General features: G+C 42.5%; 22 protein-coding genes. 15 read left to right on the top strand and 7 right to left on the bottom strand.

Features of this window, described 5'->3' with window-relative positions; all coding sequences use genetic code 11:
• Positions 1-160: 160 nt before the first annotated feature.
• From ACT3QR_RS01350 to glpK, 3 genes are all read right to left on the bottom strand, one after another.
• Positions 161-1,183 carry an endonuclease/exonuclease/phosphatase family protein gene (locus ACT3QR_RS01350; RefSeq protein ID WP_444519594.1) on the bottom strand — a complete coding sequence of 341 codons (1,023 nt, stop codon included), beginning with the start codon at positions 1,181-1,183 and terminating at the stop codon, positions 161-163.
• Positions 1,184-1,443: 260 nt separating this feature from the next.
• Positions 1,444-1,977, bottom strand: a complete 534-nt coding sequence (locus tag ACT3QR_RS01345) for a hypothetical protein (protein ID WP_444519842.1) — start codon at positions 1,975-1,977, stop codon at positions 1,444-1,446.
• 262 nt (positions 1,978-2,239) lie between these two features.
• Positions 2,240-3,856: a glycerol kinase GlpK gene (gene glpK, locus ACT3QR_RS01340; RefSeq protein WP_444519593.1), complete on the bottom strand. Its 1,617-nt coding sequence runs from the start codon at positions 3,854-3,856 to the stop codon at positions 2,240-2,242.
• 541 nt (positions 3,857-4,397) lie between these two features.
• On the opposite strand from glpK, the gene ACT3QR_RS01335 reads away from it, so the two are divergent.
• The 5 genes from ACT3QR_RS01335 to ACT3QR_RS01315 all read left to right on the top strand — a co-directional run bounded on the left by ACT3QR_RS01335 (position 4,398) and on the right by ACT3QR_RS01315 (position 10,777).
• Entirely contained in the window at positions 4,398-6,056 is a 1,659-nt protein-coding gene (locus ACT3QR_RS01335; RefSeq protein ID WP_444519592.1) for a TolC family protein, read from the top strand.
• A gap of 102 nt (positions 6,057-6,158) precedes the next feature.
• Complete coding sequence (locus ACT3QR_RS01330; protein WP_444519591.1) at positions 6,159-7,025, top strand: YihY/virulence factor BrkB family protein; 867 nt, start codon at positions 6,159-6,161, stop codon at positions 7,023-7,025.
• 48 nt (positions 7,026-7,073) lie between these two features.
• The gene (locus ACT3QR_RS01325) at positions 7,074-8,273 is read left to right on the top strand and encodes an HlyD family secretion protein (protein WP_444519590.1); all 1,200 of its coding nucleotides are present in this window, start codon (positions 7,074-7,076) and stop codon (positions 8,271-8,273) included.
• A 3-nt stretch (positions 8,274-8,276) separates the two neighbouring features.
• Entirely contained in the window at positions 8,277-9,587 is a 1,311-nt protein-coding gene (locus tag ACT3QR_RS01320; RefSeq protein WP_444519589.1) for an ABC transporter permease, read from the top strand.
• Positions 9,587-10,777: an ABC transporter permease gene (locus ACT3QR_RS01315; RefSeq protein WP_444519588.1), complete on the top strand. Its 1,191-nt coding sequence runs from the start codon at positions 9,587-9,589 to the stop codon at positions 10,775-10,777. The genes ACT3QR_RS01320 and ACT3QR_RS01315 overlap by 1 nt, the downstream gene beginning before the upstream one ends.
• Positions 10,778-10,874: 97 nt before the next feature.
• Here the strand turns inward: ACT3QR_RS01315 and sthA are convergent, their stop codons facing one another.
• The 3 genes from sthA to ppsR all read right to left on the bottom strand — a co-directional run bounded on the left by sthA (position 10,875) and on the right by ppsR (position 14,054).
• A complete protein-coding gene (gene sthA / locus ACT3QR_RS01310; protein ID WP_444519587.1) occupies positions 10,875-12,524 on the bottom strand; it encodes a Si-specific NAD(P)(+) transhydrogenase in 1,650 nt (549 codons plus the stop codon).
• Positions 12,525-12,616: 92 nt separating this feature from the next.
• A complete protein-coding gene (locus tag ACT3QR_RS01305) occupies positions 12,617-13,018 on the bottom strand; it encodes a DUF4377 domain-containing protein (RefSeq protein ID WP_444519586.1) in 402 nt (133 codons plus the stop codon).
• A gap of 139 nt (positions 13,019-13,157) precedes the next feature.
• On the bottom strand, positions 13,158-14,054 hold the full coding sequence (ppsR, locus tag ACT3QR_RS01300) for a posphoenolpyruvate synthetase regulatory kinase/phosphorylase PpsR (protein WP_444519585.1): 897 nt from the start codon (positions 14,052-14,054) through the stop codon (positions 13,158-13,160).
• Positions 14,055-14,754: 700 nt separating this feature from the next.
• On the opposite strand from ppsR, the gene ppsA reads away from it, so the two are divergent.
• From ppsA to ACT3QR_RS01260, 8 genes are all read left to right on the top strand, one after another.
• Positions 14,755-17,139, top strand: coding sequence for a phosphoenolpyruvate synthase (gene ppsA / locus ACT3QR_RS01295; protein WP_444519584.1), 2,385 nt, complete (start codon positions 14,755-14,757; stop codon positions 17,137-17,139).
• A gap of 101 nt (positions 17,140-17,240) precedes the next feature.
• A complete protein-coding gene (locus ACT3QR_RS01290) occupies positions 17,241-18,224 on the top strand; it encodes an RDD family protein (RefSeq protein ID WP_444519583.1) in 984 nt (327 codons plus the stop codon).
• A gap of 284 nt (positions 18,225-18,508) precedes the next feature.
• Positions 18,509-18,913 (top strand): 30S ribosomal protein S6, encoded by a 405-nt coding sequence (rpsF, locus tag ACT3QR_RS01285; RefSeq protein WP_444519582.1) that lies wholly within the window; start codon positions 18,509-18,511, stop codon positions 18,911-18,913.
• 16 nt (positions 18,914-18,929) lie between these two features.
• Positions 18,930-19,157, top strand: coding sequence for a 30S ribosomal protein S18 (rpsR, locus tag ACT3QR_RS01280; protein WP_058368567.1), 228 nt, complete (start codon positions 18,930-18,932; stop codon positions 19,155-19,157).
• A gap of 25 nt (positions 19,158-19,182) precedes the next feature.
• On the top strand, positions 19,183-19,689 hold the full coding sequence (gene rplI, locus ACT3QR_RS01275) for a 50S ribosomal protein L9 (RefSeq protein ID WP_114700926.1): 507 nt from the start codon (positions 19,183-19,185) through the stop codon (positions 19,687-19,689).
• A 355-nt stretch (positions 19,690-20,044) separates the two neighbouring features.
• Entirely contained in the window at positions 20,045-20,281 is a 237-nt protein-coding gene (locus ACT3QR_RS01270) for a hypothetical protein (protein ID WP_444519581.1), read from the top strand.
• Between the two features lie 424 nt (positions 20,282-20,705).
• Positions 20,706-22,061: a GntP family permease gene (locus tag ACT3QR_RS01265; RefSeq protein WP_444519580.1), complete on the top strand. Its 1,356-nt coding sequence runs from the start codon at positions 20,706-20,708 to the stop codon at positions 22,059-22,061.
• Between the two features lie 111 nt (positions 22,062-22,172).
• Complete coding sequence (locus tag ACT3QR_RS01260) at positions 22,173-23,309, top strand: glycerate kinase (RefSeq protein WP_444519579.1); 1,137 nt, start codon at positions 22,173-22,175, stop codon at positions 23,307-23,309.
• A gap of 111 nt (positions 23,310-23,420) precedes the next feature.
• Here the strand turns inward: ACT3QR_RS01260 and ACT3QR_RS01255 are convergent, their stop codons facing one another.
• Positions 23,421-24,290, bottom strand: a complete 870-nt coding sequence (locus ACT3QR_RS01255) for a LysR family transcriptional regulator (RefSeq protein WP_444519578.1) — start codon at positions 24,288-24,290, stop codon at positions 23,421-23,423.
• A 108-nt stretch (positions 24,291-24,398) separates the two neighbouring features.
• Here ACT3QR_RS01255 and ACT3QR_RS01250 point away from each other — a divergent pair, with 108 nt between their 5' ends.
• Both ACT3QR_RS01250 and ACT3QR_RS01245 read left to right on the top strand, forming a co-directional pair.
• On the top strand, positions 24,399-24,899 hold the full coding sequence (locus ACT3QR_RS01250) for a lactoylglutathione lyase family protein (protein ID WP_444519577.1): 501 nt from the start codon (positions 24,399-24,401) through the stop codon (positions 24,897-24,899).
• A 200-nt stretch (positions 24,900-25,099) separates the two neighbouring features.
• Complete coding sequence (locus ACT3QR_RS01245; RefSeq protein WP_444519576.1) at positions 25,100-25,912, top strand: enoyl-CoA hydratase; 813 nt, start codon at positions 25,100-25,102, stop codon at positions 25,910-25,912.
• Positions 25,913-26,038 lie beyond the last annotated feature (126 nt).

Genomic DNA, 26,038 nt, shown 5'->3' with positions numbered 1-26,038 from the left:
TATTAACCTTTGGCTAAAATATAAAGCCTGTACGGTCACTACTGTATTCAATGGAGAATTATCATAAACGCTTGCATATTATCAAGCAAGGGACATGAATAGGTTAAAAACAATACAACGATCAGCAATTTAATAGAGCTAACCGTCTAATTTTATAAAGTTAGTCATTGAGTTTTATTTTCGCCCTTATAATACCATGATCGGTCACTCTATCGTCATAGTCCCACTTCAAATGATCGTTAAAATAATCCACCCGCTCTACATGACCGAGCGAAAATTTACTATCAGGCAAAAACTCTTCTGAGACAAATAACTGATCGATAACTTCTGGCATGCCTTGATATATATGGGTATAGGCGACATCTTTCATCCAACCATACCGTGCCTGAATACGAGCAGCATCAAAAAGTGCGACATCACGCATACTTTTGTCGTAGTTGACCTCCCCAGTTTCTGTCATCAACTGAGTGGTTACGCTACCTGTGACATCATTCATATCGCCCAATAGAATCAATGGCTCACGAGTATGGTGCAATCGCTCTATGATAGACATACGGATAGAGGCCGCTTCTGCCGCGCGCATACATAGACTACGAAGTTTAGCGCGAACTCGAATATTTGGATCGTCCATATCCTCTAACAGGTTACCGTTTTCGTCACGTAAGAAAAAAGCACGTTTGCTTTTTAAATGTGCTGTAATGACAGTAATCGGCTGCCCGTATGCGTCAACACGCAACACTAGTGGAGGGCGATTAAAACGTTGATAAGGACCGATATCAGGTATATCAATAATGGCTTTTGGCGCTATATCTTCTAATAAACTGGTTTCTAATTGCTCAAATCGGCTGATGATACCAACCACAGGCGTATTTTGTGCACCTATGCCTTTAGTATAAGTATTGGTGCTATCGTTACTTGCGAGTGGAATGACGGCTTGCTCAGGCTTAAAACCTAACGAAACCGCTAACGCCTCTAGTGCATCACTATCCCAAACCTCTTGTACTGCGATAATATCAGCATGTGCTTTAGCCAACAAACCTGTAAGACCTCGCAGCTTATGTTCATAAGCTTCATTGTCATAGGCTGGGGTATTTTCATAGTAAGTTCGATTAGGGTTCGCGAAGTTCAATAAGTTTGCCGTCGCGATATAGAATTGTTTGCCACCCTCAGCACTATTACTCATATATTCCTCATCGTACCCATTATTATAATACATAATATTCACATATATGCATACTTTATAAACTTTAAGCATAAAAAAACTTCCAAAGTTAAACTTTGGAAGTTTTAAAATAGCATATATATTGATAAGTGAAACTACTAATAGAACTGAAAATACAATCAATCTATTTTGTGCAATAAAATAGCAATCTCATGTACCAATCAATTACTAATAGGCTTCGTTCACCAAAACACTTGGGGCAAAGTTTCATTAATTGTTTATTATGATACACGATGCCACGCATCACGTGATGCTTGACGTGCTTCATTCCATTCCAAGCGAGACTCGCCTTTCACTTCATGCCATGAACGCTCTAGATCTGCTTCATGGTCTTCAAAACGTGCGTCTACTGGATAACGAGCACGGTTCGCATAGCCAACTGCATATGCTGGATGCATATCACGGTCGAAGTCATACCCTTCTTTAAAATAATCAGCATTTGCATACTCCGCACGCCAGTATGCTTCTTCATGAGTCGGATCAATTGCTTCCGCTGCCGCATGTCCTGCACCGCCACCAACGACTGCACCAATCGCACCACCAATCAACGTACCCAACGGGCCTGCCATCGTACCGATAGCCGCGCCTGCTGCTGCACCGCCTACGCCGCCGATGCCCGTACCGACTGGATGTGATCCTGGTTCACCGGTAATGATATCTGCATTCAAGTCTTCTTTGGTCTCTTTTGACATGTGCTTTACTTCACTACGATCAATCGCATCATGACTACGGTTTATACCATCGTGGTCGTTCATATGTACATCGTGGTTATTCATATTATTATCCTTAAATTATTTTTATTTATTTAACTTCTCATTCACTAAGAACTTAGCGTTCTTGTTGAATTCAATTAAAGTATAGGAATTTTTGGATAACCTCAGATAGTCCGATTATGTAATCTATGTCCACATTGCGATTGCCTTAGGTTACAGCCTGTATCTTTATCACATTTATGTACAGCAGCATCATATTTTGAGTAATTTCAGATGTGTAATGACAGTAAATTTACCAAGTAAATCAATTTGATAGCGGCATCAAAGATCTATCTATAGCTCGTTGCCATTTAGCAAGATGTTGTTCACGAGCATCAATCGACATGCTCGGCTCAAAAACGCGATCTACCTGCCATGAGGCCTTCATTGTCGACTCATCGTACAGCCCAGTCTTTAAACCTGCGAGTAGTGCCGCACCTTTCGCCGTAATTTCTGTATCTCTAGGACGTAATACCGGAACCCCTAATAAATCGGCTTGGAATTGCATCAGTAAATCGTTGTTTGCAGCGCCGCCATCTACTCTGAGTTCGGTCAAAGGATGAGGGCTATCCTTTTGCATAGCGATAAGCACATCATAGGTTTGATAAGCAACAGCCTCTAATGCAGCGCGAGCAATATGAGCTTTGGTAGTGCCTCGGCTCATGCCAGTGATACTAGCACTGATATCAGAACGCCAATAAGGCGCGCCCAATCCTGTAAACGCAGGTAGCAATACCACATCTTTGCTACTGTCTACTTGGCGGGCTAGATCTTCGATATCGCTACTCTGTTTAATCATACCCAAATTGTCACGTAGCCATTGAACGATAGCGCCTGCCATAAAGATACTGCCCTCTAAGGCATAAGTGACTTCCTTTTTGGGTGGTTGTAGCATACGTTTGCCTGATTGTACAAGTTGGTCAAACGACAAATTATCCGGACGAGTTGGTGACGTTTTGCGCTGCCATGCAACGGTGGTTAGTAGCTTATGCTCACTCAACTTTGGCTGCTGGCCTATATTCATTAACATAAAACAGCCTGTACCATAAGTATTTTTGGCCATCCCTGCATCAAGGCAACCTTGCCCAAAAAGTGCGGCTTGTTGGTCACCTAGTACTGCTTGAATAGGTATTTGCTTTGCAAACAGGCCCTTTTTAGTTTTGCCAAAATCACCGTCGGACGGTAGTACTTTAGGCAATATATTCATAGGTATGGCAAAACGGTCACAAAGTGCCTCTGACCATGCCAGCTTATGGATATCGAATAATAACGTGCGAGAGGCGTTGGTCACATCAATAACATGCTCACCACCTGTGAGCTTATAGATTAGCCAACTATCAATGGTGCCGACTGCTATCTCACCTCGGCTGGCTCGCACACTAAGCTTTGGATTGTTTTCTAGTAACCAAGCAATCTTACTGGCGCTAAAATATGGGTCTAAACGCAGACCTGTAATACGCTGTACTTCATGTGCCATGTTAACGCTATCAGCGCTCTGATAGTCACTGTCATTCATACTATTGTTAACACTTTCAGTAGCGAGCGTTTTGCAGTAATCCGCGGTGCGCCTGTCCTGCCAAATGATGGCGGGAGCCAATGGCTTACCAGTTTGCTTATCCCACATCACAATCGACTCACGCTGATTGGTAATCGCGATACTGGTAACATCAGTAGCAAGCAATCCTGCCCGATTAATCACATCATGCGCACAGCTGATCTGAGTTTGCCAAATTTGCAGTGCATCTTGTTCAACGAATCCAGCTCTTGGCGTTTGCAAAGTCGTTGGCTGTTGTACCATTTTGATAGGACGCGCATGATCATCGTACAATATCGCTCGACTCGATGTGGTTCCTTGATCCAACGCTAAAATATACCCTGCCATGACACACCCTCTGCTAATGTTGTTTATTCTATTTGATAGCCATTTAGTGACTATTTATTAATTGCTATTTGTTGGTTACTACTTATTGACTGATACTTATTGAGCATTTTCTATTTGTTAATTACTGCCTAAATTTTTTCATAGTAAGATTAAAAAAAAAAACTATTTAAAAATAAATCACTTGAATCTAAAACGCTTAATTAGCTATGTTGTTACTTATAAACAGATATTTAAAAATTAAATTAAACCTCTATCATACTGCTACTAATCACACAATAGAAAACAACAAAATACTGAGCATTGACCCGTCACTATTGTGGCTCTACAGTGTACCTCTTATGACGAATGTCCGCTTTTTAGTGCTTTCAATCTAGACTTATTTTTATATTAGAATATGAATAACTTATTTGAGCATTATTTTTTGCGAGCTAACGAATAGTCTATAATAGTTCAGCGACTTTATATTCTGAGTAATGAAATCTATTGGTACTGTTCCTTATTTTATAATACCTTACATTCTAATTAATGGCTTATGTGACTTATGAAATTCATTTTATCAGCGCTACCGACTGCTATAATGACAGTTGCAGTCATGAGCGTGCCTGTCATGACTTATGCGAGCACTGACGCTGACAGTATAGAAGTGTCAGATGATGTTACACCAGTGGCGGTAACACAAATCATAGATACTGGTAGTCCGACTGATAATGATAAATCAGCTATAGCGCCTTTTGATACAGTACCAAACCCTCAAAACGCTGAATCGCAGACACTGTCTACGCTTGTTGACCCTATCACACATAAAGCTGTCGATAATAGCTATGCACTCGACGTCTCAAGCTTTTTGAGCTTAGAGCAAGCGCAAAAGCTTCTGGTACAAGTATCACCTAAAATTGCTGCCAATCAAGCAGCGATTGCCGCCAGCGAATACCAAACTGACGCACTCAGAACCATTGACAATCCGCTCGTATTTGCTCGAGTATCTGCCAGTGCCTATCATTTAGATGAGGACATAGACTTGTCTTCTCTCAGAAGCGGTATCGTCAACGAAGTAAACAATGGCGTAGATAACATAGTTCCTCCTACAGCAGACCTACCAGACTTCGGTGAACTGGTCGGTGAGCGTATTCCCGACTCTTACAATCTTAAGCGCTCAGGCTCTACGTCGGGCGCAGGTCTTGGTGTCGTTTGGCCTGTTTATACTGCTGGGCGTACAGATGCATTGACTGGCGCCTCAGACGCTCGTACTCAAGAAGCGATGGCTGATAGTGTGTTAGATAAAAATGAGCTCTATAATACGTTGATTGAACGTTATTTTAAGGCACAACTAGCGATTATCGCCGCTTACTTGCGAGAAGATGCTTACGATACGTTGCAGCAGACCGACCATATGGCCGAGCGTCTGTTCGAAGAAGGTTTTATCTCACGTGTCGATAGACTAGAGGCACAGTCGGCTCTTGCGGATGCCAAAAGCGAATCCGTCAATGCGAATAATGACGCGCGCCTAGCCATGATTGCGCTACAGCGCCTACTACGTACCGACTACCGTATTAAACCAACCACACCTTTATTTGTTTCAAGTCGCCCTCTACCAGATGTGAGCTACTTTCAGGACTTGGCGCTAAACAACCACCCTGGTCTGCAAAAAGTTGCAGCCAAGCGAGCACAGGCGCAACAATTACATGCGTTATCAGATACAGGCTACAAGCCTACGGTATTGCTATACGGTTATGGTCAGGTAGAGAATAATCCAAGCTGGGTCGCTGGTATCTCTGCCAGCTGGAAGCTATGGGGCGGACTCAATAAAACCGCATCGTTAGCATCAAGCAATGCCCAAATACGTCAGGCCGATCTCTCTGAAATTGAAGTCAGTGACAATCTACTACTACTGGTAGAAAAAAACTGGCACGATGTCAATAACGCCCAATCACGCTATCAAGCATTACAAAGTAATGTTGATTTGGCCGCAGAAGTATTACGATTGCGACGCTTAGGATTACAAGAAGGTGTAAATACCACCGTCGACGTGGTGCAAGCACAAACGCAATCGCTGAAGGCACGTACTGAACAAGCACAAGCTGCTAATGACTACGTACAGTCACTGGCTGCCCTTATGCAAAGCTGTGGTACGCCACTTGCTTTCAATGCTTATCTCAATGCTGCTGACATTCAACTGCCTACTTTATATACTGAACAATGATGTGACGTGAGAAGCCATGAGTCGTGTTGATAAACGCTTTGTATTATCATGAAGCCGACAACGAACATACTATTACTAACCCTATTGTGAATACCTGTTTTTATGAAAGAATTGACTGCTAAATCGACAAAAAACTGGCTGCAGACGTTACTAGAGACATGGAAAATTGCAAATAACTCTAACGTTTGGGCGCATTGCGCAAGCGTAGGTTTCTTTGGTTTCTTATCAATTTTTCCAGTAATGGCTGTGTTTGTCCTGCTTTATGGTCTGGCGTTTTCGCCTACTGAGATGCAAGAGCAAATCTCACTCTTGAGTCAGTTTATTCCTGATACGGTATATGAAGTGCTTAACTCACGTCTGAATGACTTGGTTTCTACAACCACGTCTACACTGACTTTTAGCCTGCTAATATCGTCCTTGCTCGCACTTTATGCTGGCTCTAAAGGTATCAAATCTTTAATTATTCTTATTAACCTTGCATTTCATATTACTCAAGAGCGCAGTTTTATACAGAGCACGATTCGCGCAGTTGGTTTGACCTTTGCAGCAGTAGTCGTATTGATTATAGCGGTCTCCTCTATCGCGATTATTCCTTTGGCGGCGGCCTATTTCCCTTTCCCCCAGATAGCGAAGACGATTGCGCTTTGGAGCAGGTGGCCAATATTGACAGGTATCATATTTTTAAGCTTTTTGGGCCTTTATCGCCTAGCCCCAAATCGTGATGCCGTCGCCCTCAAAAAATTAATGCCAGGTGCTGCACTAGCAACGGTTTTATGGATTGTACTGTCCATCTTGTTTTCAGTTTATGTGCAAAATTTTAATAACTATAGTGCTGAGTTTGGCGCGCTTTCAGCTGCTGTGGTCATTATGCTGTGGCTCTATTATTCAGCATTTATTGTCGCCTTTGGTGCTATTTTTAATTCTGAAACCATAGACAACGCCAAGCCTTATGCGGTTCGAGTGTACTAGTAATAAACCCTTTACTTTCAACTTTGTTGCTTTAGGAATCTCATTGTCATGACTGAATTACCACGCGAATCAGACGACTCAAATAAATCAACTGATGCAACCGAGTCAGTAACCTCTCAAGATGCACAAAATTCAGTCGATCCTTTAAAAGACATACCTGATATCGAACCAGAGCAACCGACACCTGCTTATAAGCGTAGTCATTCTAAAATTGACAAATCTGCACGTACAAAGAAAGCATTGTTTGCGCTATTTATATTAATTTTCCTTGGTATCATTGCGTATGGTTTATATAAAAGTAATGCGCATAGCGAGCCAGAAATGATTACGCTGCAAGGACAAATGCAGATGCAGCAAACGTCTATTGCTGCAAAAGTACCAGGGCGTATCGCCCAAATCATGGTAACAGAGGGTGATACAGTTACAGCAGGTCAACAACTAATTGAAATGGATTCGCCTGAGATTAATGCCAAGATTAATCAAGCACGTGCTGGTAAACGAATCGCACAAAGCCAATTAGACAAAGCAGAAAATGGTGCTCGCCCGCAAGAAATTGCGCAAGCAAAAGCCGCTTGGCAGGCCAATAAAGCCGCGTCTGACTTGGCAGAAAACACCTATCAGCGTGTGAATCGCCTTTATGAAGAAGGATTGATGGCGCGGCAAAAGCGCGATGAGGCATATGCGCAATATCTTGCCACTCAAGACCAAACTGAAGCGGCTCGCTTGCAGTATGATCTGGCGCTAGAAGGCACACGTACTGAAGATGTGTTCGCAGCTACAGCACAAGTCGCACAGGTCGATGCAAAGCTCGATGAAGCGTTAGTAGCAAAAGAGGAAGCGAATCTAAGAAGTCCTATCGCTGGTATCGTCGATAATGTCATTGTGAGTGCTGGAGAAGTCATCGGTCAAGGAGTTCCACTCCTGACGCTGGTAGATACTAACAACCAATGGGTAGTACTTAACGTCACTGAGTCATATTTAAACCAATTTGCTATTGGTCAGACATTTACGGGGACTATTCCAGCGTTGTCATCAGTGGACAAACCTTACACAAAACAGTTTACCGTTTATGCATCCTCATCCTTATCAGACTTTGCTACTTGGCGTCCGACTAATAACGATGATGGTTTTGATGTGCGTACTTTTGAGGTTAAGGCTCGACCATCTAAGCCCGATGCTCGTATCCGCTCAGGAATGAGTGTGGTGATACGTATCGATCCCATTCCTGTCAATCAGAACCAAGAGTAAGACATGCACTTGTCTAAGTTAAGTGGGGCTTTTTTACGCAGTGCCACCTACGAGCGCCGTTTTTTGGTAAAGAACCACTGGGACTTAAGCATGGTGGTATGGATACCATTGGTAACAGTACTGCTTATATGGTGGATATTTTCGCAGACTCAAATTACCGATCTGCCTATTGGGGTCATTGATCAAGACAATAGCGCTGTTGCCAATACTGCTATACGTTACTTAGAAGCCAGTCCTACTTTGACGGTCAGACAGCTTTATTATTCCCAAGCGGATGCAGAGGCTGCTATTTTACAGCGCGACATTTATGCTGTCGTCATTATTCCGGAAGACTTTTCTCGTAATATATTATCGAACCAGCCTGCACCGTTGACTCTACAAGTCAATGCACAGTACGGTACACACTCTGGTATTATTCAGACGGGTGTCCAAGCAGTCGCTAGTACATTATCCGCGGGTGTAGAGATTAAGCGATTGGTCAAACAAGGTGTGGCGCCATCACAAGCGATGACCGCTTACGCACCTATCAGTGTGCAGCGTATTAGCTTATTCAATGCTGCGACCAATTATCAGCAGTTTTTGGCATCGACCGTCATACCTGCCTTATTGCATATATTAGCGATGGTCATAGGTGCAACCACGATTGGCCGCGAGTTACGTGATAAGAATATCGGCCGCTGGTACCGTTTTATCGATGCAGGAAAGCCTAATCTAGCCTTACCTAAAACTGCAGAAGCGACATCTTCGCTCTCAACTGTACAAGGTAGCAGTAATAACACTGCACCATCGTCAAATGCAAAAAAGCCCAACTCAGTCAGCCTATCAGTTTTGGTATTTGGTTTATTAGGTAAATACTTTTGGCCAATACTGGCATATAGCTTGTGGTCAGCATTGATATTATGGTTGGCAACGTCTAATCAGAACATTAATATTGCGTCTCTTGCTGCCGTCTATGCTGGGTTTTTGTGCCTCATGATACTGTCGTTTTGGCTAGGTGCTATTTTTACTTTGAATTCCTTTTCATTACGTATGGGCCTATCGACCACGGGCTTTATTTCAGCACCTTCTTATGCCTTTGCTGGTGTTACTTTTCCTTATATTGCGATTAGTGATAGCGCGCAATATTGGTCAAATGCCCTACCGTTAACACATTATCTAAAGCTCCACATTGCACAGTTACAAATGCAAGCACCGATCGCCATATCTTTACCTATTGTCTATGGCCTCATGCTTGCTGCCACAATAGCACTACTACTTGCAGCACTATTAACCAAACGCGCATTGGCGCATCCTGAACGTTGGGGAGCTCGCTGATGTCTGCACCATCGAATAATATACACTCAAAAACTAAACCAACGGGCACTCCGGCTTCACAAAGTTTTTGGGCCAGCTTCATTCAAACCTTTAAAGACGTCTTTAGCGATAAAGGCGTACTTTTGATGTTGATTATCGCCCCTATTATCTATGGGTTTTTCTATCCTTGGCCCTACTCATCTGAGGTGGTCGATCATGTGCCCGTAGGTATCATCGATCATGACAACAGTAACTTATCACGTACTCTCGTGCGTTATACGAGCGCCAGTCCATACCTAGACACTGAGCTGTTTATCAATGAGCAGGCTGCTAAAGAAGCTATATGGTCAGATCAAATTGCAGGCTATATGGTGATCCCAACTGGTCTTGAAGAACAAGTTCAATCCGGAGAGCAAGCGCACGTCAGCGTACTGGGGAATGGTGGTTATTTTATTTTAAATAAGAACGTCCAATTGGGGTTCTCTCAAGCAGTGGGTACAGTATCTGCTGGTATCAAAGTCAAGAAAAGCATTGCACAAGGTGCCTATGCACCCACCGCTGCACAGAACACACAAGCTGTGCCACTACGAATTATGCCACTGTATAACCAAACCGAGGGTTATGGCGCTTACGTTGTACCAGCCGTTTCTGTCATTATCTTACAGCAGACACTTTTGATGGCGACAGCAATGCTAATTGGCACATGGTATGAGCAGCACCGTCACAGTACCAGTATACGTGGCTGGCTAGGACGTATCGGGGCTTTAAGCTCACTTAGCTTTATCATTGGCTGTTTTTACTATGGGTGGGCTTTTGAGCTACATCATTATCCACGCGGAAAAAATATGCTCGGTACGCTGCTGTTTTTGGCACTGTTCTGTCCGACAGTCGCAACGCTCGGCTGCGTGCTCGGATTATGGTTCAGGCAGCGTGAGCGTAGTATGCAGATATTAATCTTTATATCCCTACCAATATTTTTCCTAAGCGGCTATCCTTGGCCAGCAGACCAGCTACCTCAAATATTACAAATGATACGTTGGCTGGTACCGACTACGCCTGCCATTAATACCTCTGTGCAGCTCAACCAAATGGGCGCCAGTGTCTCTCAAGTCGCCATAGGGTTTTACACATTAGCTGGTTTATGGTTGCTTTACTTCACTTTATTGCTGTTCTTACGCAAGCGGATTCCGCAAAGAAAAGCCTACTTATAAACTTGGAAATTCACTAAATCTATGAGCATTAAAAAAGCGCCTACTATTCTTAGTAAGCGCTTTTTCATCTATATTGTATTGTTTTGGCTTTCAGAACTTAAAACACTCGGTTCAAGCCATTCAATGCCGCCACACGATACGCTTCTGCCATCGTTGGATAGTTAAAGGTGGTGTTCACAAAGTACTCAAGCGTATTATTGCTCTTACACTTCATCACGGCTTGTCCAATGTGGATAATCTCTGACGCGTGGTTACCGTAGCAATGGATACCTAGGATTTCGAGCGTGTCACGATGGAACAATATCTTTAGTACGCCCGAACGTTCACCAATGATTTGGGCACGTGCTAGATGTTTGAAAAATGCCTGACCCACTTCGTACGGGACTTTTTCATCTGTAAGCTCTTGCTCTGTCTTACCAATACAAGAGATTTCAGGAATCGTATAGATACCCGTCGGTACACTAGATACTGGCTCAGCATCGCTATCACCAACCATAAAGGCAGCAGCACAGCGCCCTTGGTCATAGGCGGCAGAAGCTAATGAGGGCCAACCGATTACGTCACCGGCAGCATAGATATTTTCGACGTCTGTACAGTAAGTATCATCTACTTTTAACTGGCCACGACCATTTGCTTTTAGCCCAATAGCTTCTAAATTTAAGCCTTCAGTGTTACCTGAGCGTCCATTTGACCAAAGAATGGCATCAGATTTGATGCGCTTGCCACTCTTTAAATGCAAGACCACGTAGTCATCATGAGTCTCAAGGTGGTCAATCTCTTCGTTACTACGGATAAGCACACCGAACTGTCTGAAGTCATGCGCGATGGCATCACTGATTTCGCTGTCTAAGTAATTAAGCAACTGATTTTGGTTGTTGATTAAATCAACCTTGTAACCAAGACCAGTAAAGATAGAGGCATACTCACAACCAATCACCCCTGCACCATAAATAATGATTTTTTTGACCACATAATCCATTTGCAAGATTTTATCAGAATCAAAAACGCGCGGATGGTCAAAGTCTAAAATCTCAGGACGATAAGGACGACTACCGACAGTGATGATGGCCTTATTGAAAGTGATGGTTTCATAAACATTTTCATCGACTTCAATACGCAGCGTGTGTGCGTCAACAAAACTTGCCCAACCTTGAATAACTTCGATACGATTGCGCTCATAAAAACGCGTGTGCGTACCGACTTGACGACGGATAACTTGACGCGCCTTGGCCAATACTTCATTTAGCGGTACTTGCTTATATTCCATTGCTTTGGTAAACATGGGATCGCGGCGAAAGTTAATCAGGTTAAAGACAGACTGGCGCAATGCCTTACTTGGAATCGTACCGACGTGAGTAGAGTTACCCCCTACTTGATCACGAGGATCGACGACCACCACTCTTTTACCCGACTTGGTCAACTTCATAGCAGCGGCTTCACCAGCAGGGCCCGCTCCTAAAACAACTGCATCGTACTCATACTCATGATCGTCACTTTTTACACGGCGAGAGTCTTTGGTAAATCCAGACTTAACATCGATTCGTGTGTCATCGAGTGGATTCACCAGATCAGGATGATGCATGACATCATCAGTCACTTGCTCATGAGTCTGCTCTATCTTTTCTTTTTTATTCTTACCTTCGGTATGTTCAGGGCTTGGCACGTGTCCGCTAGATTTGTTTGATACTTCGGTATGAATATCTTTCCCAGTATCATTGGTCTCGTCGCTTGCACTTTTACTTACCATGATGTCCTCTTTATATTTATCGAGTAAATGTTTGAGATGTAAATGAATCAATATGTAGATGAGTTGGTATCATGTAGATGAATGTCACCCTACTAAGGCATACCTACCATACGTTGTGACAGTATGTTTTGCAATGTCCAGTGGCCAGTAGCACTCTGCTGGCCTTCGTCAACCTGTGGGCGAACACTAATGATGTACTCAGTACCAAGGGCTGGTTTGAAGTCATCGATCCAATCATACGGAATCTGGAATACGCTACCGTCCTTAGACTTCGCAAGCAGGCACTGCATTGGCAATTCTGAAGCACAGGCCACACGGTTTGGCATGATTGTCAGAGTCTGCGCCTCTCCCAATACGATGCTTGGAATATAGCGTGGTTCAGGTACAGGCTCTTTTGCAAATGGCGACGTTTGACAAGCACTCAGTAAGGTCGCTGCGCTGAGCAAACCTGCCATCAACAACGACGGCTTTATAGATTGATAGGCTGAAATCATAGTATTCTCTATATGATAATTATCTAGGATAAAGTGAAGTATATTTATTAATGTTTTTTACGCATTCATTGCAGCTGTTTGAGCACTTATTAATGCGACTTCTCAAAACTGTTTGAACCGTTTTTTGAGCTGACACTTATCAACCAATACGACGTTTGAGGCCTGTCATCTGCAAGATACGAGTGGCAATCTCTTCAACAGACATCTCAGACACATCCAGGCTTGGAATACCATGCGTGATATAAATACCTTGAATCGCACGCTGCTCTTGCTGACATTGCTGATAGCTTGAGTAGCGACTACCTGCACGGCGTTCTTGACGAATTTTTACCAAACGATCAGTATCAATAAGCAAACCAAACAGTTTGTCTTTGTGCTCACGTAACGCTTTCGGTAACTGATTGTCGTATAAATCGTCTTCGGTCAAAGGATAGTTGGCCGCTCGAATACCGAATTGTAATGCTAAATACAGAGAAGTTGGCGTCTTACCAGAGCGCGAGACACCTACCAAAATAATATCAGCTGCGTTGTAGTGGCGAGTACGCGCGCCATCATCGTTATCTAAGGCAAAATGCACTGCATCAATACGTTCTTTATAGGTTTCAGAATCTACATCGTCATGTGCATGCCCCGAATGACCATCTGGCTCCACACCAGTCTCTTCTGCAACACGGCCGATTAGACCTTCATACATATCTAAATTGCAGCTTTGGGCTGAGTTGATTCTTTCGCGAATTTCAGGATTGACGATCGTATCAAACACGAGTGGCAACGATCCGTCTCGTTGATAGGCCATGTTGATTTGTTCAACCGCATCTTCGGCGCGCTCTAAGCTGTCTACGTAAGGTAACACTCTGGTCTCAAAAGGCACTGAAGCAAACTGACTCAAGATCGCACGCCCCAGTGTCTCAGCCGTAATCGCTGTACCATCTGAGATAAAAAATGCTGTTCTGATAGCGTGAGAGCTGTCGAAATTGAGCGCATCACGGTTTTGGATAGTGGACTTAACTTGTTCAGATGGATTGCTTGAGTACATATCGTTGACACCTCGGTTGAAAACTCAATAGTGACCTTCATATAGTTTTTGGTATAGCTCTTAGTAATAACTCAAACTTATTAAGCGATTATCAGTTATTGACTATTACTAGCATTGCTTTGGCTATTAAAAGCGCGATTTTTACTTGGCTTTTTATAGTTGCTTTTATCACTAGCTTTTATAGTTACTTTCTTAAAACGCGTTTTTATCAGTACCTATATTGCACATTCATCACGTAGTGTGCACCAACTATCTATGCGCTACATTATACGCATATTAGCTTCTTAATAGAAATCAATGTTACAGGCTTACACTTAGGACTAATATTGTTTTTCATCTTACCGATATAGTGAATTCACCTCTTATTGAGAAGATTTTTTATCGTATGTCCAATACAAGAACATGAGATAAGAATAATAAAAACATAAGTTATGGAAATACTCTAACTATAACCTATCTAAACGTGCTTATTTCATGTAGTAGTTGGCTCTTCTTAACCTGTACCACCCTTCCTAATATTGATATTTTTAATCTACGTAAATACGGAAATTAAGAGCGCTAGCTATAATTTATGTAGCAAACCCCACAATTTGTATATTTTTAACAAGTTTTTTGGTGAAAACCCTCGAAATTCTCCTAATATGACGGTATAATTCACCGTTATAATCTTTACTAAATAACCTTATTTTCTGGAGTTATCATGGCAGCGCAATCTACAGCACTTGTAATCAATCTTGATCAGCTAGGAAAAGACGACATCGAAATGGTTGGTGGTAAGAACGCTTCGCTTGGCGAAATGATCAGCCATTTATCTGACTTAGGCGTTAGTGTTCCAGGCGGCTTTGCCACCACTTCAAATGCATTTAACCGCTTTTTAACTGAAACGGGCTTGCTTGAAAAAATCAACAGCGAGCTAAAAACACTAGATGTAAACGATGTTAATAAGCTTGCGGCTACTGGTAAAAAGATTCGTACTTGGATTATCGAGCAAGAACTGCCAAAAGATCTTGAGCAAGAAGTACGTCAATCATTTGAAACCATGAGCGGCGGCGAAGACATCGCTGTTGCTGTACGTTCTTCTGCCACTGCTGAAGATTTGCCAGATGCTTCATTTGCCGGTCAACAAGAAACCTTCTTGAACATTCGCGGTATCGATAACGTCCTAATTGCTATCAAAGAAGTATTTGCCTCTCTATATAATGACCGTGCTATCTCTTACCGTGTTCATAAAGGTTTTGAGCATGAAGGCGTTGCATTGTCTGCTGCTGTACAGCGTATGGTACGTTCAGAGACTGGCGCTGCTGGTGTTATGTTCACGCTAGATACTGAAAGTGGTTTTGATCAAGTGGTATTCATCACGTCAAGCTACGGCCTAGGTGAAATGGTTGTACAGGGTGCGGTTAACCCAGATGAGTTCTACATCTCTAAGAAGTTGCTAGCCAATGGTAAGCCGTCGGTGATCCGTCGTAACCTAGGTAGCAAGCATAAGAAAATGGTTTATGGTGATGAAGGTAGCACTGCAAAATCAGTTAAAACCGTTGATGTTGAAAAACAAGATCGTATGCAGTTCTCTTTATCTACTGAAGAGCTAACCTCACTTGCCAAGCAAGCGGTAACGATCGAACAGCATTATGGCCACGCGATGGATATCGAATGGGCAAAAGACGGCGATAGCGGTGAAATCTTTATCGTTCAAGCGCGTCCTGAGACTGTTAAGAGCCGCCAAGACAGCAACGTCATGGAACGTTATGTCATCGACACGACTGGCGCCAAAGTATTGTGCGAAGGTCGCTCAATCGGTCAACGTATCGGTGCAGGTAAAGTGCGTATCGTTAGCAACCTAAACGAAATGGATAAAGTAGAAGAAGGCGATATCCTCGTATCAGACATGACTGATCCGGATTGGGAACCAGTGATGAAGCGCGCTTCTGCTATCATTACCAACCGTGGTGGTCGTACCTGTCACGCTGCTATTATCGCGCGTGAACTAGGTGTGCCAGCCATCGTTGGTTGTGGTAACGCCACTGAGTTATTGACTGATGGCCAAGATGTAACTGCTTCTTGTGCTGAAGGTGATACTGGTTTCATTTATGAAAGTCAGATTGATTTTGAAGTACAAACTAACTCTGTTGAATCTATGCCAGAGCTAGCATTCAAAGTTATGATGAACGTTGGTAACCCAGATCGCGCATTCTCATTCACCCAAATGCCAAACGAAGGTATCGGTCTTGCGCGTCTAGAATTCATCATCAACCGTATGATTGGTGTGCATCCAAAAGCCTTACTGAACATGAACAGCTTGCCACGTGAAATCTCACAAGCAATCCAAGAGCGTATCGCAGGCTATGCCTCACCTGTCGACTTCTATGTTGATAAATTGGTTGAAGGTATCTCAACGCTAGCAGTTGCCTTTATGGATCAGCCAGTTATCGTTCGCATGTCAGATTTTAAATCAAACGAATACGCTAACCTGCTTGGTGGTAAGTTATATGAACCATCAGAAGAGAACCCAATGCTTGGTTTCCGCGGAGCCAGTCGTTATGTATCTGATAACTTCCGTGACTGTTTTGAGCTTGAGTGTAAAGCACTAAAACGTGTCCGTGATGAGATGGGACTGACCAACGTTGAGATTATGATCCCGTTTGTCCGTACCACTGACGAAGCGGCGCAAGTAATCGAGTTACTTGAGAAAAACGGCTTAAAGCGCGGTGAGAATGGTTTACGTATCATCATGATGTGTGAGCTACCAACCAATGCTCTATTGGCAGATGAGTTCCTAGAATACTTCGATGGTTTCTCAATCGGTTCTAACGATTTGACTCAGTTGACCCTTGGTCTAGACCGTGATTCGGGTATCGTTTCACATCTATTTGATGAGCGTGACCCTGCGGTTAAGAAGCTGTTGACTATGGCGATTGAAGCTTGCCGTAAGCAAAACAAATATGTTGGTATCTGTGGTCAAGGTCCATCAGACCATCCAGATTTAGCATTCTGGCTCATGGAGCAAGGTATCAGCTCAGTGTCATTGAACCCTGATTCAGTGCTAGATACTTGGTTCTTCTTAGCTGGTGAAGAAGCAAAGTAAACCGCTACGGTCATTCACACAGTCATTAAAGATATCACTATTAGGGTCTATTTGATTTTTTCAAATAGACCCTAATATAATGTCCTAAGACATGACTAACTATGCAGGCAATTATGCAGATTTTCCTTGCTCGAAATAACGTACAAGCTGGTCCATACGATTTGGAACAGTTGAACATCATGCTCGCCTCTGGTGAAGTACTGCTGGATGACTTAATGTGGCATGAAGGCTTAGACCAATGGCAGCGCGTAGGTGTTCTCACCAACAACCAAACGGTTTATCGACCTACTAACGTTAATAGCCCTCAGGTCAATGACTCTATTATTAATAACGTTACTGTCTTTCCTGAAGATACTAATACTGAAGAAGACAAGTCTGTATCGTTAGATAGACTATATGGCAAGCCTGAACGTCCTAAAGACACTGGTAAAGATGCGAATATGACAACCAACCGTCATCACACACCGCATCATAATGTCTCACTGAATAAGTCTACTCTTAAAAAGACAGCAGCAGACAATGGCAAAGTCATTGGAGATGTGGTACTTGCTCCGATCATGTCACGTATCTTGGCCACTGCACTCAATGGCTTACTTTATGTATTGGCTATATTACCGTTAGTGATGGCATTGACCAAAATGGATGTGGATTATACCAAGTTCCAAAATATCCAAGATATGGACGCGGCTTACCAATATTCAATGACGCTGATGGAAAGCCTTCCTAGTAGCACGTTAATGATGTCGCAAGTGATGGTGTTTGGTTTGTTTGCTTTGCAATTGATATTTATTGCCATGCGCGGTCAATCACTAGGCAAACTAATCACTGGTATTCGTGTGGTGGATCAAACCACACATCGTCTACCCTCGTTTATCAAGCTTATCGGTACACGTACGTTATTGTTATTTATCATTTATAACTTACTGTTTTCATTTACTAGCTTTTTAGGCTTTGTGATTATTGCCATTCATTATTACATGGCGTCCAAAAGCCCAGAAAACATTGGTTGGCATGACAAACTTGCCAAAACCTTAGTGGTCAAAGCAGACAGTAGTCAATTAGTAAAAAAATCAAAGTCTGAATAATAGTATTTTTATTTGGTTATTTGCTACATACATAGCTGGTGATACTCAAAAAAGCTGCGTACTATCGCGGCTTTTTTGTTTATTAAAGACTGTTTGTTCTTCTTTTATATTTTATTAACAGCGGCACAGTGATTAACCTTTGTGTTAGTTGCTGAGTACTGTTATAATACGGCGCTTTATAAACTAAGCTTATTCCTGATTAATTTAATCGGAATTGAGCTTACCTTATAAATCTCCTTGCTATTAACATAGGGTTAATAGCTACTAATCCGTAAGGAGTCATAATGCGACATTACGAACTGGTGTTACTTGTACACCCAGACCAAAGCGACCAAGTGGTCGGCATGGTTGAGCGCTACATCAAGTTAGTTCAAGACAACAACGGTGTTATCCATCGTTTAGAAGATTGGGGCCGTCGTCAACTGGCTTATCCAATCAACAAGATTCACAAAGCTCATTACGTTCTTTTCAACATTGAAACTGACGGTGAAACTTTGGCTGAACTTGAAGAATTATTCCGCTATAACGACGCGATCATTCGTAGTCTAGTTATGCGCCGTGACGAAGCTGTCACTGAAGAGTCGCAGTTAGCCAAGAATGCCGATGAAAAACGCGCACGCAAAGCAACTACTCGTCGTCCAGACAATCGTGAAAACGGTAGTGACGACAACGACAACAGTGAAGACTAATTAAAGGAGAATACTCATGGCACGTTTCTATCGCCGTCGCAAATTCTGCCGTTTCACTGCTGAAGGCATCACTCACATCGATTATAAAGATGTTGAATTGCTAAAACAGTACATCAGTGATAATGGTAAAATCGTACCAAGCCGTATTACCGGTACGTCTACTAAATATCAGCGTCAACTAGCTACTGCTATCAAGCAAGCTCGTTATTTATCGCTACTTCCGTATACTGACAACCATCAGTAATTTAACCGTTAACTAGGAATGACTCATGCAAATTATTTTGTTACAGCGTATCGTCAACCTTGGTAAACTCGGTGAAACTGTCGATGTAAAACCAGGTTACGGACGTAACTTTCTTATCCCTCAGGGCAAAGCTCTACCTGCTACTAAAGCTAACATTGAAAAGTTCGAAGCACGTCGTGCTGAACTTGAAGCTGAAGAAGCAAAAGAGATCGCTGTTGCTCAAGAGCGTGCTGATGCACTAACTGACGTTAATGTTATCATGCGTGCTAAATCAGGTGACGAAGGCAAGCTATTCGGTTCTATCGGTACTCGCGATATCGCTGAAGCATTGACTAACTCAGGTCTAGAAGTAGACCGTGCTGAAATCAAGCTACCTGAAGGCACTCTACGTCAAGTTGGCGAATACAATGTTGATATTCAGCTACACCATGACGTTACTGCTAGCATCTTAGTTACTATTCTTTCTGAAGATGGTAACAACGAAGATTCAGCTGATGAAGAAGCTGCTGACGAAGACTATTCTGAAGAGTAATCTTTTATATAATTAGACTCAATCTATAAAAAGCCAGCAACCTTGAGTTGCTGGCTTTTTTATGTGCGTCATTTTTGAAATTGGGATTTCTATATTTAGACAATTTATATTGCTAACTTATACAGTTTTGTCTCTTCAAATGAAGGTTTTCCATGTTACTAAACAGCGTAGAGTTGTTAGAAAACCTGTTACTGTAATAGCGATGTTGCTACGCAATACTGTAGTAACTAAATGAAACAACTGTCGTAAAATTGCTATACCTAACAATAAGATGCTGTCTATATAATCGTCATTATTACTATTAGCAGAAATTGGTAATCTACTGCTATCTAATATAATGATTGGGCACAAGAATATGAAAGAAAATAGTATCCACACCGAGGACAAACTTATCTGTATCCAAGGCAATTCATATTACTCTGAGGGTGAGGTGTATACAGTTGGTAGAATAGTTAACGATAAATATTTTCAGTTGCTGACTAGTGGCAACGATGACCATTGGTATGTCACATCGGATGATCAAGGTATTTACGTCAGTTTTGATACTTCAACAGCCACAAATAATAAAGCTTTCTTTGATAAGATTGCCTAGCTGTAGGCTATAGCATGCCTTCAATTTGAACAGATAAACACTACTCCGTATAAGAGCTGGTTATCATAGATGGCCAGTTTTTTTAGTTAAGTACACTCGTAGTTGCGAGTTATACAAGTATTCCCACATAAATTTTTGACATCTTCTTACCATTAAAAGTTTTTGATGTTTCTCAATAGCGCCAACTATTTAACGAATCTATTTCCTAGCAGCATATATTTATTATAGAATATGTCCCTTTAAAATTTCATATCGTTACTGATGCAGACGGTTGGTTTGATATCGTTTAAGTTTATATATGGCAAAGCGCTTGAAAGCACTACAATTAGTAGACTTAACGAGCCAGATACCATATCTAATATCGATACAACTGACTACATTGGCATTGGTAATCAATTAAGATATAAACCATATTGAGACAGTGATGATTGTATTTTGGCTTGTGCTGACCATTCTTTTTATTATTTTCGCTACCGCAAGATTAAAGTGGCATCCTTTTCTAGTGTTGATTTTGTCCGCTTTCTTGGTCGCACTATTTTATCAAGTACCACTTAACACTGTCGCAAAAACGATCTCTGATGGGTTCGGTGGTATTTTAGGCTATATCGGTCTTGTTATTGTATTTGGTACCATTATTGGCTTAATCCTCGAAAAAACTGGAGCTGCTATCGTGATGGCAGAGTCAGTTATCAAAGTATTGGGGCCACGCTTCCCTACTTTGACCATGTCTATCGTCGGTGCAGTCGTCTCTATACCTGTGTTTTGTGACTCTGGCTATATTATCTTAAACTCTCTAAAAGAGTCTTTAGCTGAGCGCCTACATGTATCAAGTGTAGCGATGAGTATTGCCTTGGCCACTGGTTTATATGCCACTCATACCTTTGTTCCACCTACTCCAGGCCCAATCGCGGCGGCCGGTAACTTAGGTCTAGAGTCAAACCTAGGTTTGGTCATCATGGTTGGTGTGGTCGTAACTGCCGTTGCCGTACTAGCTGGCTGGTGGTGGTCTAATCGCTTTCTTAACGCTACTCCTGAAAATATCAATGCGGCAGATGCTCCAGCGGCAATGCCTGAAGGAATGAAGACGCGTGATGATTACAGCCACTTGCCTTCAGCGACAATGGCTTTCTTACCAATTATCGTTCCTATCATATTAATCTGCCTGTCCTCGGTTGCTAATTTTCCAAGCGCACCATTTGGCAGTAACATGGTAGCGGAAATTCTGATATTCATTGGTAACCCATTGACTGCGTTACTTATCGGTTTGTTCTTGTCGTTCTTCTTAATTAAATCAAGCCAAAAAACGCAGGAAATTAGCGATAGTATCTCGCAAGGTTTGGTAGTAGCAGCCCCTATCCTATTAATCACTGGTGCTGGTGGTGCATTTGGTGCCATGCTAAAAGTTACACCGATTGGCGATTATCTAGGTTCGACGCTATCTGCTTTAGGTTTAGGTATCTTCATGCCATTTATCGTCTCTGCTGCGCTAAAAACCGCACAAGGCTCAACCACCGTCGCATTGGTTACTACCTCTGCTATGGTTGCTCCTTTATTAAACCAAATCGGTTTAGACAGCGAACTTGGACGCGTGTTCTGCGTGATGGCAATTGGTGCAGGCGCTATGACCATCTCACACGCCAATGACAGCTTCTTTTGGATTGTAAGCCAGTTTAGTCGTATGAGCGTCGCACAAGCTTACAAAGCGCATTCCATGGCCACTGGTATCCAAGGTGTGACTAGCATCGTATTTATCTGGTTGCTAACGCTAGTATTTATCTAGTTTGTGGAATTAGGTGTTTCTACATACGTTTATTTGATGATTACTAAGTAAACGTTTTAAAACATGACACTATCGCAATGATCGTGTCATTAGATATTCAAAGAGAGCCGTATGAAAATTTTGATCGCCCCTGATTCGTTTAAAGAAAGTTTAGAAGCCTTGGATGTGTGCCATGCCATTCAGTCTGGTGTTCGCCAAGTGTTTCCAGACGCTGACTATAAGCTGTTGCCTATGGCGGATGGTGGTGAAGGCACATCAGCAGTGTTGTCTTATGTATTGGGTGGGCGATGGAAAGAAGTCAGAGTACAGGACCCATTGATGAGACCGATTACGGCAAAGTATCTGTTATTACCCGATGCAACTGCCGTTATCGAAGTGGCTCAAGCCTGCGGATTACACCTACTAACAGCCGATGAGCGTGATCCTGTGATTGCGAGCAGTTATGGTGTTGGGGAACTGATCAAAGATGCATTAGAAGAAGGTGCTAAGCGTATCGTTATCGGTTTAGGTGGTAGCGCAACCAATGACGCTGGTCTTGGTATGCTAATGGCGCTAGGCGTAACATTTCATGATATCAATGACAGCTTGCTTACTCATGGTGGCGGGGCACTTGCCAGCCTACACAAGCTCGATAATACAAACCTTCACGCAAAGATATCAGACACGGTATTTGAAGTGGCTTGTGATGTGACCAATCCATTATGCGGTCTGCTAGGTGCCAGCGCAGTGTTTGGTCCGCAAAAAGGCGCTTGTCCAGAGCAAGTCAATACTTTGGACAAGGCACTCGGTCACTTCGCTACCATTTGTGGACAGCATGGCTACGAGGATTGTCAACACGTTGAAGGCGCTGGCGCTGCTGGCGGTCTTGGCTATGCGATGATGACGTTCTTTCAAGCTCAACTAAAGTCAGGCTTTGATACCGTTGCCGAAGTGGCTCACCTGTCGCAACATATCGCAGAAGCTGATCTCGTCATCACTGGCGAAGGTAAGCTCGATGCGCAAACGGCCATGGGTAAAGTGGCAGGTGGTATCAGCCAAATCGCTAAGGCTAGCCGTACACCCGTCATCGCTATCTGCGGCAGTGTCGATGGACTAAAACCTGCTCAAACTAGTCAGTTCGATGTGGTCATGCCGAGTATCCAAAAAGTAGACACGATCGATAATGTGTTAGGCTCTGCTTATAACAATATTGAAACTACTGCTGCTAATATCGCTGCAAGTATCAAACTTGGGCAGACTTTAAAATAGACTCAATCTTTCATAGTCGCAATCTACAAATGAACCTCTTCTGTTAAACGCACAGCTATTGAACTTTCGATTAACCCTTCGTTAGCTGTGCATTTATCATTCTCAACATATCTATAGCCATTTTTTTACTTCATCAATGACCGTATGCATTCTATTAGAGAGTGCCTGCTGTCTTCTGACTGCCAGATATAGCGTTTCGCTAACAGCAACTGGCAGATAATGACTGTTAATCAGCTCAGGCTTTGGATAAGCAGCCACGGCATGTGCTGGCAAAACCGTAAAGCCTATTCCCCTGCTGACTGGCTCTAAAATTAACCCTATCTGATTAGAAAAGCCTTTTTTCTCAAAATCATTGATATGCTGGAACTGCTCGTAATTGGCAGTCAGCAACATGCCTGCATGATGGGCGCCATCTGGATGATCGATAAATCCAAGCTTAATAAGCTGCTCCCAGCTCGGCTCTACGGTAGACGCAGGTGTCACTAACATCAACGATTCTTGTGCCACAGGCTTACAGCTAATCGATTCATCATTTGAGATATCTGTCATAAAACCAATATCAATCTCATGGCTTGACAGTGCCCGCTCAATATCAGAATTGGGTGCAAAACGGTAATCAATCACTAGCTTTGGATGCTGCTGCTGTAATGTCAAAAGCTGCGGATACAGCTTGAGTCCCACACTACCCGGTGACATCAATCGTACCAACCCTTCATAATGCGGATCATTACCGATGCGCTGTTCTAGATTTGATAATCGCTGTAATATCTCGCCTGCTTCTCTATACAACTGCTCACCTGCATCGGTTAATGAAAACTGCTTACCTTGTCGAATAAGCAAATCAATACCCAACTGGTTCTCTAGCTTACTGATATGTTGACTGACACCTGACTGTGTCATGTGTAAGCGCTCAGCCGTACGTGTGAAATGTCCGATATCAACCAGCGTGCAAAAGGTACGTAGCCATATGATATTCATCATTACGTTTCATACTTATCTTTATAATAAATGATAATTTTACGTAATTATTCTCTGTTTGTATACTGGCTTCACATTAAACAAAGCCTATATCAAACAGGAGTATTACAAATGAATAATGTTTATCCAAGAAGCTTTTCACACATCGGTCTTTCAGTCCCTGACTTAGATGCCGCCGTAAAATTTTACACCGAAGTGATGGGTTGGTACACCATCATGGAGCCAACTGAGATTGTCGAAGATGACAGCCCGATTGGTGAGATGTGTACTGAAGTATTTGGTGCTGGTTGGGGCAGCTTCCGCATCGCTCATCTATCGACTGGTGACCGTATCGGTGTTGAGATATTTGAATTTAAAAATCAAGAAAACCCTGAAAACAACTTTGAATACTGGAAAACAGGTATCTTTCATTTCTGTGTTCAAGATCCCAACGTCGAAGAGCTAGCTGAACGTATCGTTACCGCGGGTGGTAGAAAACGTATGGAAAAACCACGCTACTACTATCCTGGCGAGAAACCCTACCGCATGATTTATATGGAAGATCCATTTGGCAACATCGTCGAGATATACAGCCACAGCTATGAGCTTATCTATAGCGAAGGCGCGTACTAATTTGATATAGCGTAAATTTAGTATAGATTCAGCTTATATCTGATTGAATAGCTAATAGCGTACTCATCACTTGAGTGCGCTATTTTTATTTTTGAGCTTTATATATTAGTCAGCTTTTGTATAGAATATAAGCCATGCTACTATTTGAATAGCTATAGATAGCATTTGCTAAACCAAACAACCATTATCAAGGATGATAAATGACACAATCTGACGTTACCCTAGACCTAGACAACCTTCTCGTTATTAGAGAAGACAATAAAGAAGGTGGCGTAGTCACGCTCACCTTAAACCAACCCAAACAGTTTAATACGTTATCCGTTGAAGTGCTGTCTGCCATACAGACGGAGCTGGATCAAATCGCTCAGGACGATAAGATCAGAGTGGTCGTGATTCAAGCGACGGGTAAGGCATTCTGTGCTGGTCACAATCTAAAGCAGATGCGCGCACACTCAGAGGAGGCATTCCACCGTACCCTATTTCAGCAATGTAGCAAAATGATGCTTACTATTAACCATATGCCTCAAGTCGTCATTGCAAAAGTACAAGGCATTGCCACTGCAGCAGGTTGTCAGCTAGTTGCCGCTTGTGATTTGGCTGTTGCCGCTGATAATGCGAAGTTTGCCACCTCTGGAATAAACGTTGGGCTTTTTTGCTCTACGCCTGCGGTAGCCGTCAGTCGTAACTTACCGCGTAAACAAGCATTTGAGATGCTCATCACAGGCGAATTTATCGATGCGCACACTGCCCTGCATTATGGATTGATCAATCGAGTCGCATCGGTAGAGCAACTAGATCAAGCATTACAATCATTGATATCTGCGATTACTGCCAAGTCTTCAATAGCGGTAAGGACTGGCAAAGATATGTTTTATAAGCAATTAAGCATGAATGTTGAAGACGCTTATAACTACGCTAGTAAAGTAATGACCTGTAATATGATGGCAGACGATGTGAGAGAAGGTATCGATGCTTTTATTGATAAACGCCAAGCGGTATGGAAAGAATGCTAATAGCTATATGATTAACTTTATCAGTGGCTATATGAATAATTACGCTAGCTTATAACAAAATATAAAAAAGGCCATAATATCACTATCATGGCCTTTTTTACTGGTTCTATTATCAACTACAAGCAG

The organism is Psychrobacter sp. AOP7-B1-25, from assembly GCF_052376195.1.
GTDB lineage: Bacteria > Pseudomonadota > Gammaproteobacteria > Pseudomonadales > Moraxellaceae > Psychrobacter.
Note: the sequence above shows the minus strand (reverse complement) of the source record. Positions and strands in the feature narration are given on the sequence as shown.

Bases quoted from the DNA above. Each gene is read 5' to 3' on its own strand.
- glpK (WP_444519593.1), bottom strand. From the start codon at position 3,856: ATGGCAGGGTATATTTTAGCGTTGGATCAAGGAACCACATCGAGTCGA.
- rpsF (WP_444519582.1), top strand. From the start codon at position 18,509: ATGCGACATTACGAACTGGTGTTACTTGTACACCCAGACCAAAGCGAC.
- ppsR (WP_444519585.1), bottom strand. From the start codon at position 14,054: ATGTACTCAAGCAATCCATCTGAACAAGTTAAGTCCACTATCCAAAAC.
- ACT3QR_RS01270 (WP_444519581.1), top strand. From the start codon at position 20,045: ATGAAAGAAAATAGTATCCACACCGAGGACAAACTTATCTGTATCCAA.
- ACT3QR_RS01265 (WP_444519580.1), top strand. From the start codon at position 20,706: ATGATTGTATTTTGGCTTGTGCTGACCATTCTTTTTATTATTTTCGCT.
- sthA (WP_444519587.1), bottom strand. From the start codon at position 12,524: ATGGTAAGTAAAAGTGCAAGCGACGAGACCAATGATACTGGGAAAGAT.
- ACT3QR_RS01325 (WP_444519590.1), top strand. From the start codon at position 7,074: ATGACTGAATTACCACGCGAATCAGACGACTCAAATAAATCAACTGAT.
- ppsA (WP_444519584.1), top strand. From the start codon at position 14,755: ATGGCAGCGCAATCTACAGCACTTGTAATCAATCTTGATCAGCTAGGA.
- ACT3QR_RS01250 (WP_444519577.1), top strand. From the start codon at position 24,399: ATGAATAATGTTTATCCAAGAAGCTTTTCACACATCGGTCTTTCAGTC.
- ACT3QR_RS01320 (WP_444519589.1), top strand. From the start codon at position 8,277: ATGCACTTGTCTAAGTTAAGTGGGGCTTTTTTACGCAGTGCCACCTAC.
- rplI (WP_114700926.1), top strand. From the start codon at position 19,183: ATGCAAATTATTTTGTTACAGCGTATCGTCAACCTTGGTAAACTCGGT.
- ACT3QR_RS01315 (WP_444519588.1), top strand. From the start codon at position 9,587: ATGTCTGCACCATCGAATAATATACACTCAAAAACTAAACCAACGGGC.
- ACT3QR_RS01345 (WP_444519842.1), bottom strand. From the start codon at position 1,977: ATGAACGACCACGATGGTATAAACCGTAGTCATGATGCGATTGATCGT.
- ACT3QR_RS01260 (WP_444519579.1), top strand. From the start codon at position 22,173: ATGAAAATTTTGATCGCCCCTGATTCGTTTAAAGAAAGTTTAGAAGCC.
- rpsR (WP_058368567.1), top strand. From the start codon at position 18,930: ATGGCACGTTTCTATCGCCGTCGCAAATTCTGCCGTTTCACTGCTGAA.
- ACT3QR_RS01290 (WP_444519583.1), top strand. From the start codon at position 17,241: ATGCAGGCAATTATGCAGATTTTCCTTGCTCGAAATAACGTACAAGCT.
- ACT3QR_RS01305 (WP_444519586.1), bottom strand. From the start codon at position 13,018: ATGATTTCAGCCTATCAATCTATAAAGCCGTCGTTGTTGATGGCAGGT.
- ACT3QR_RS01245 (WP_444519576.1), top strand. From the start codon at position 25,100: ATGACACAATCTGACGTTACCCTAGACCTAGACAACCTTCTCGTTATT.
- ACT3QR_RS01350 (WP_444519594.1), bottom strand. From the start codon at position 1,183: ATGAGTAATAGTGCTGAGGGTGGCAAACAATTCTATATCGCGACGGCA.
- ACT3QR_RS01255 (WP_444519578.1), bottom strand. From the start codon at position 24,290: ATGATGAATATCATATGGCTACGTACCTTTTGCACGCTGGTTGATATC.
- ACT3QR_RS01335 (WP_444519592.1), top strand. From the start codon at position 4,398: ATGAAATTCATTTTATCAGCGCTACCGACTGCTATAATGACAGTTGCA.
- ACT3QR_RS01330 (WP_444519591.1), top strand. From the start codon at position 6,159: ATGAAAGAATTGACTGCTAAATCGACAAAAAACTGGCTGCAGACGTTA.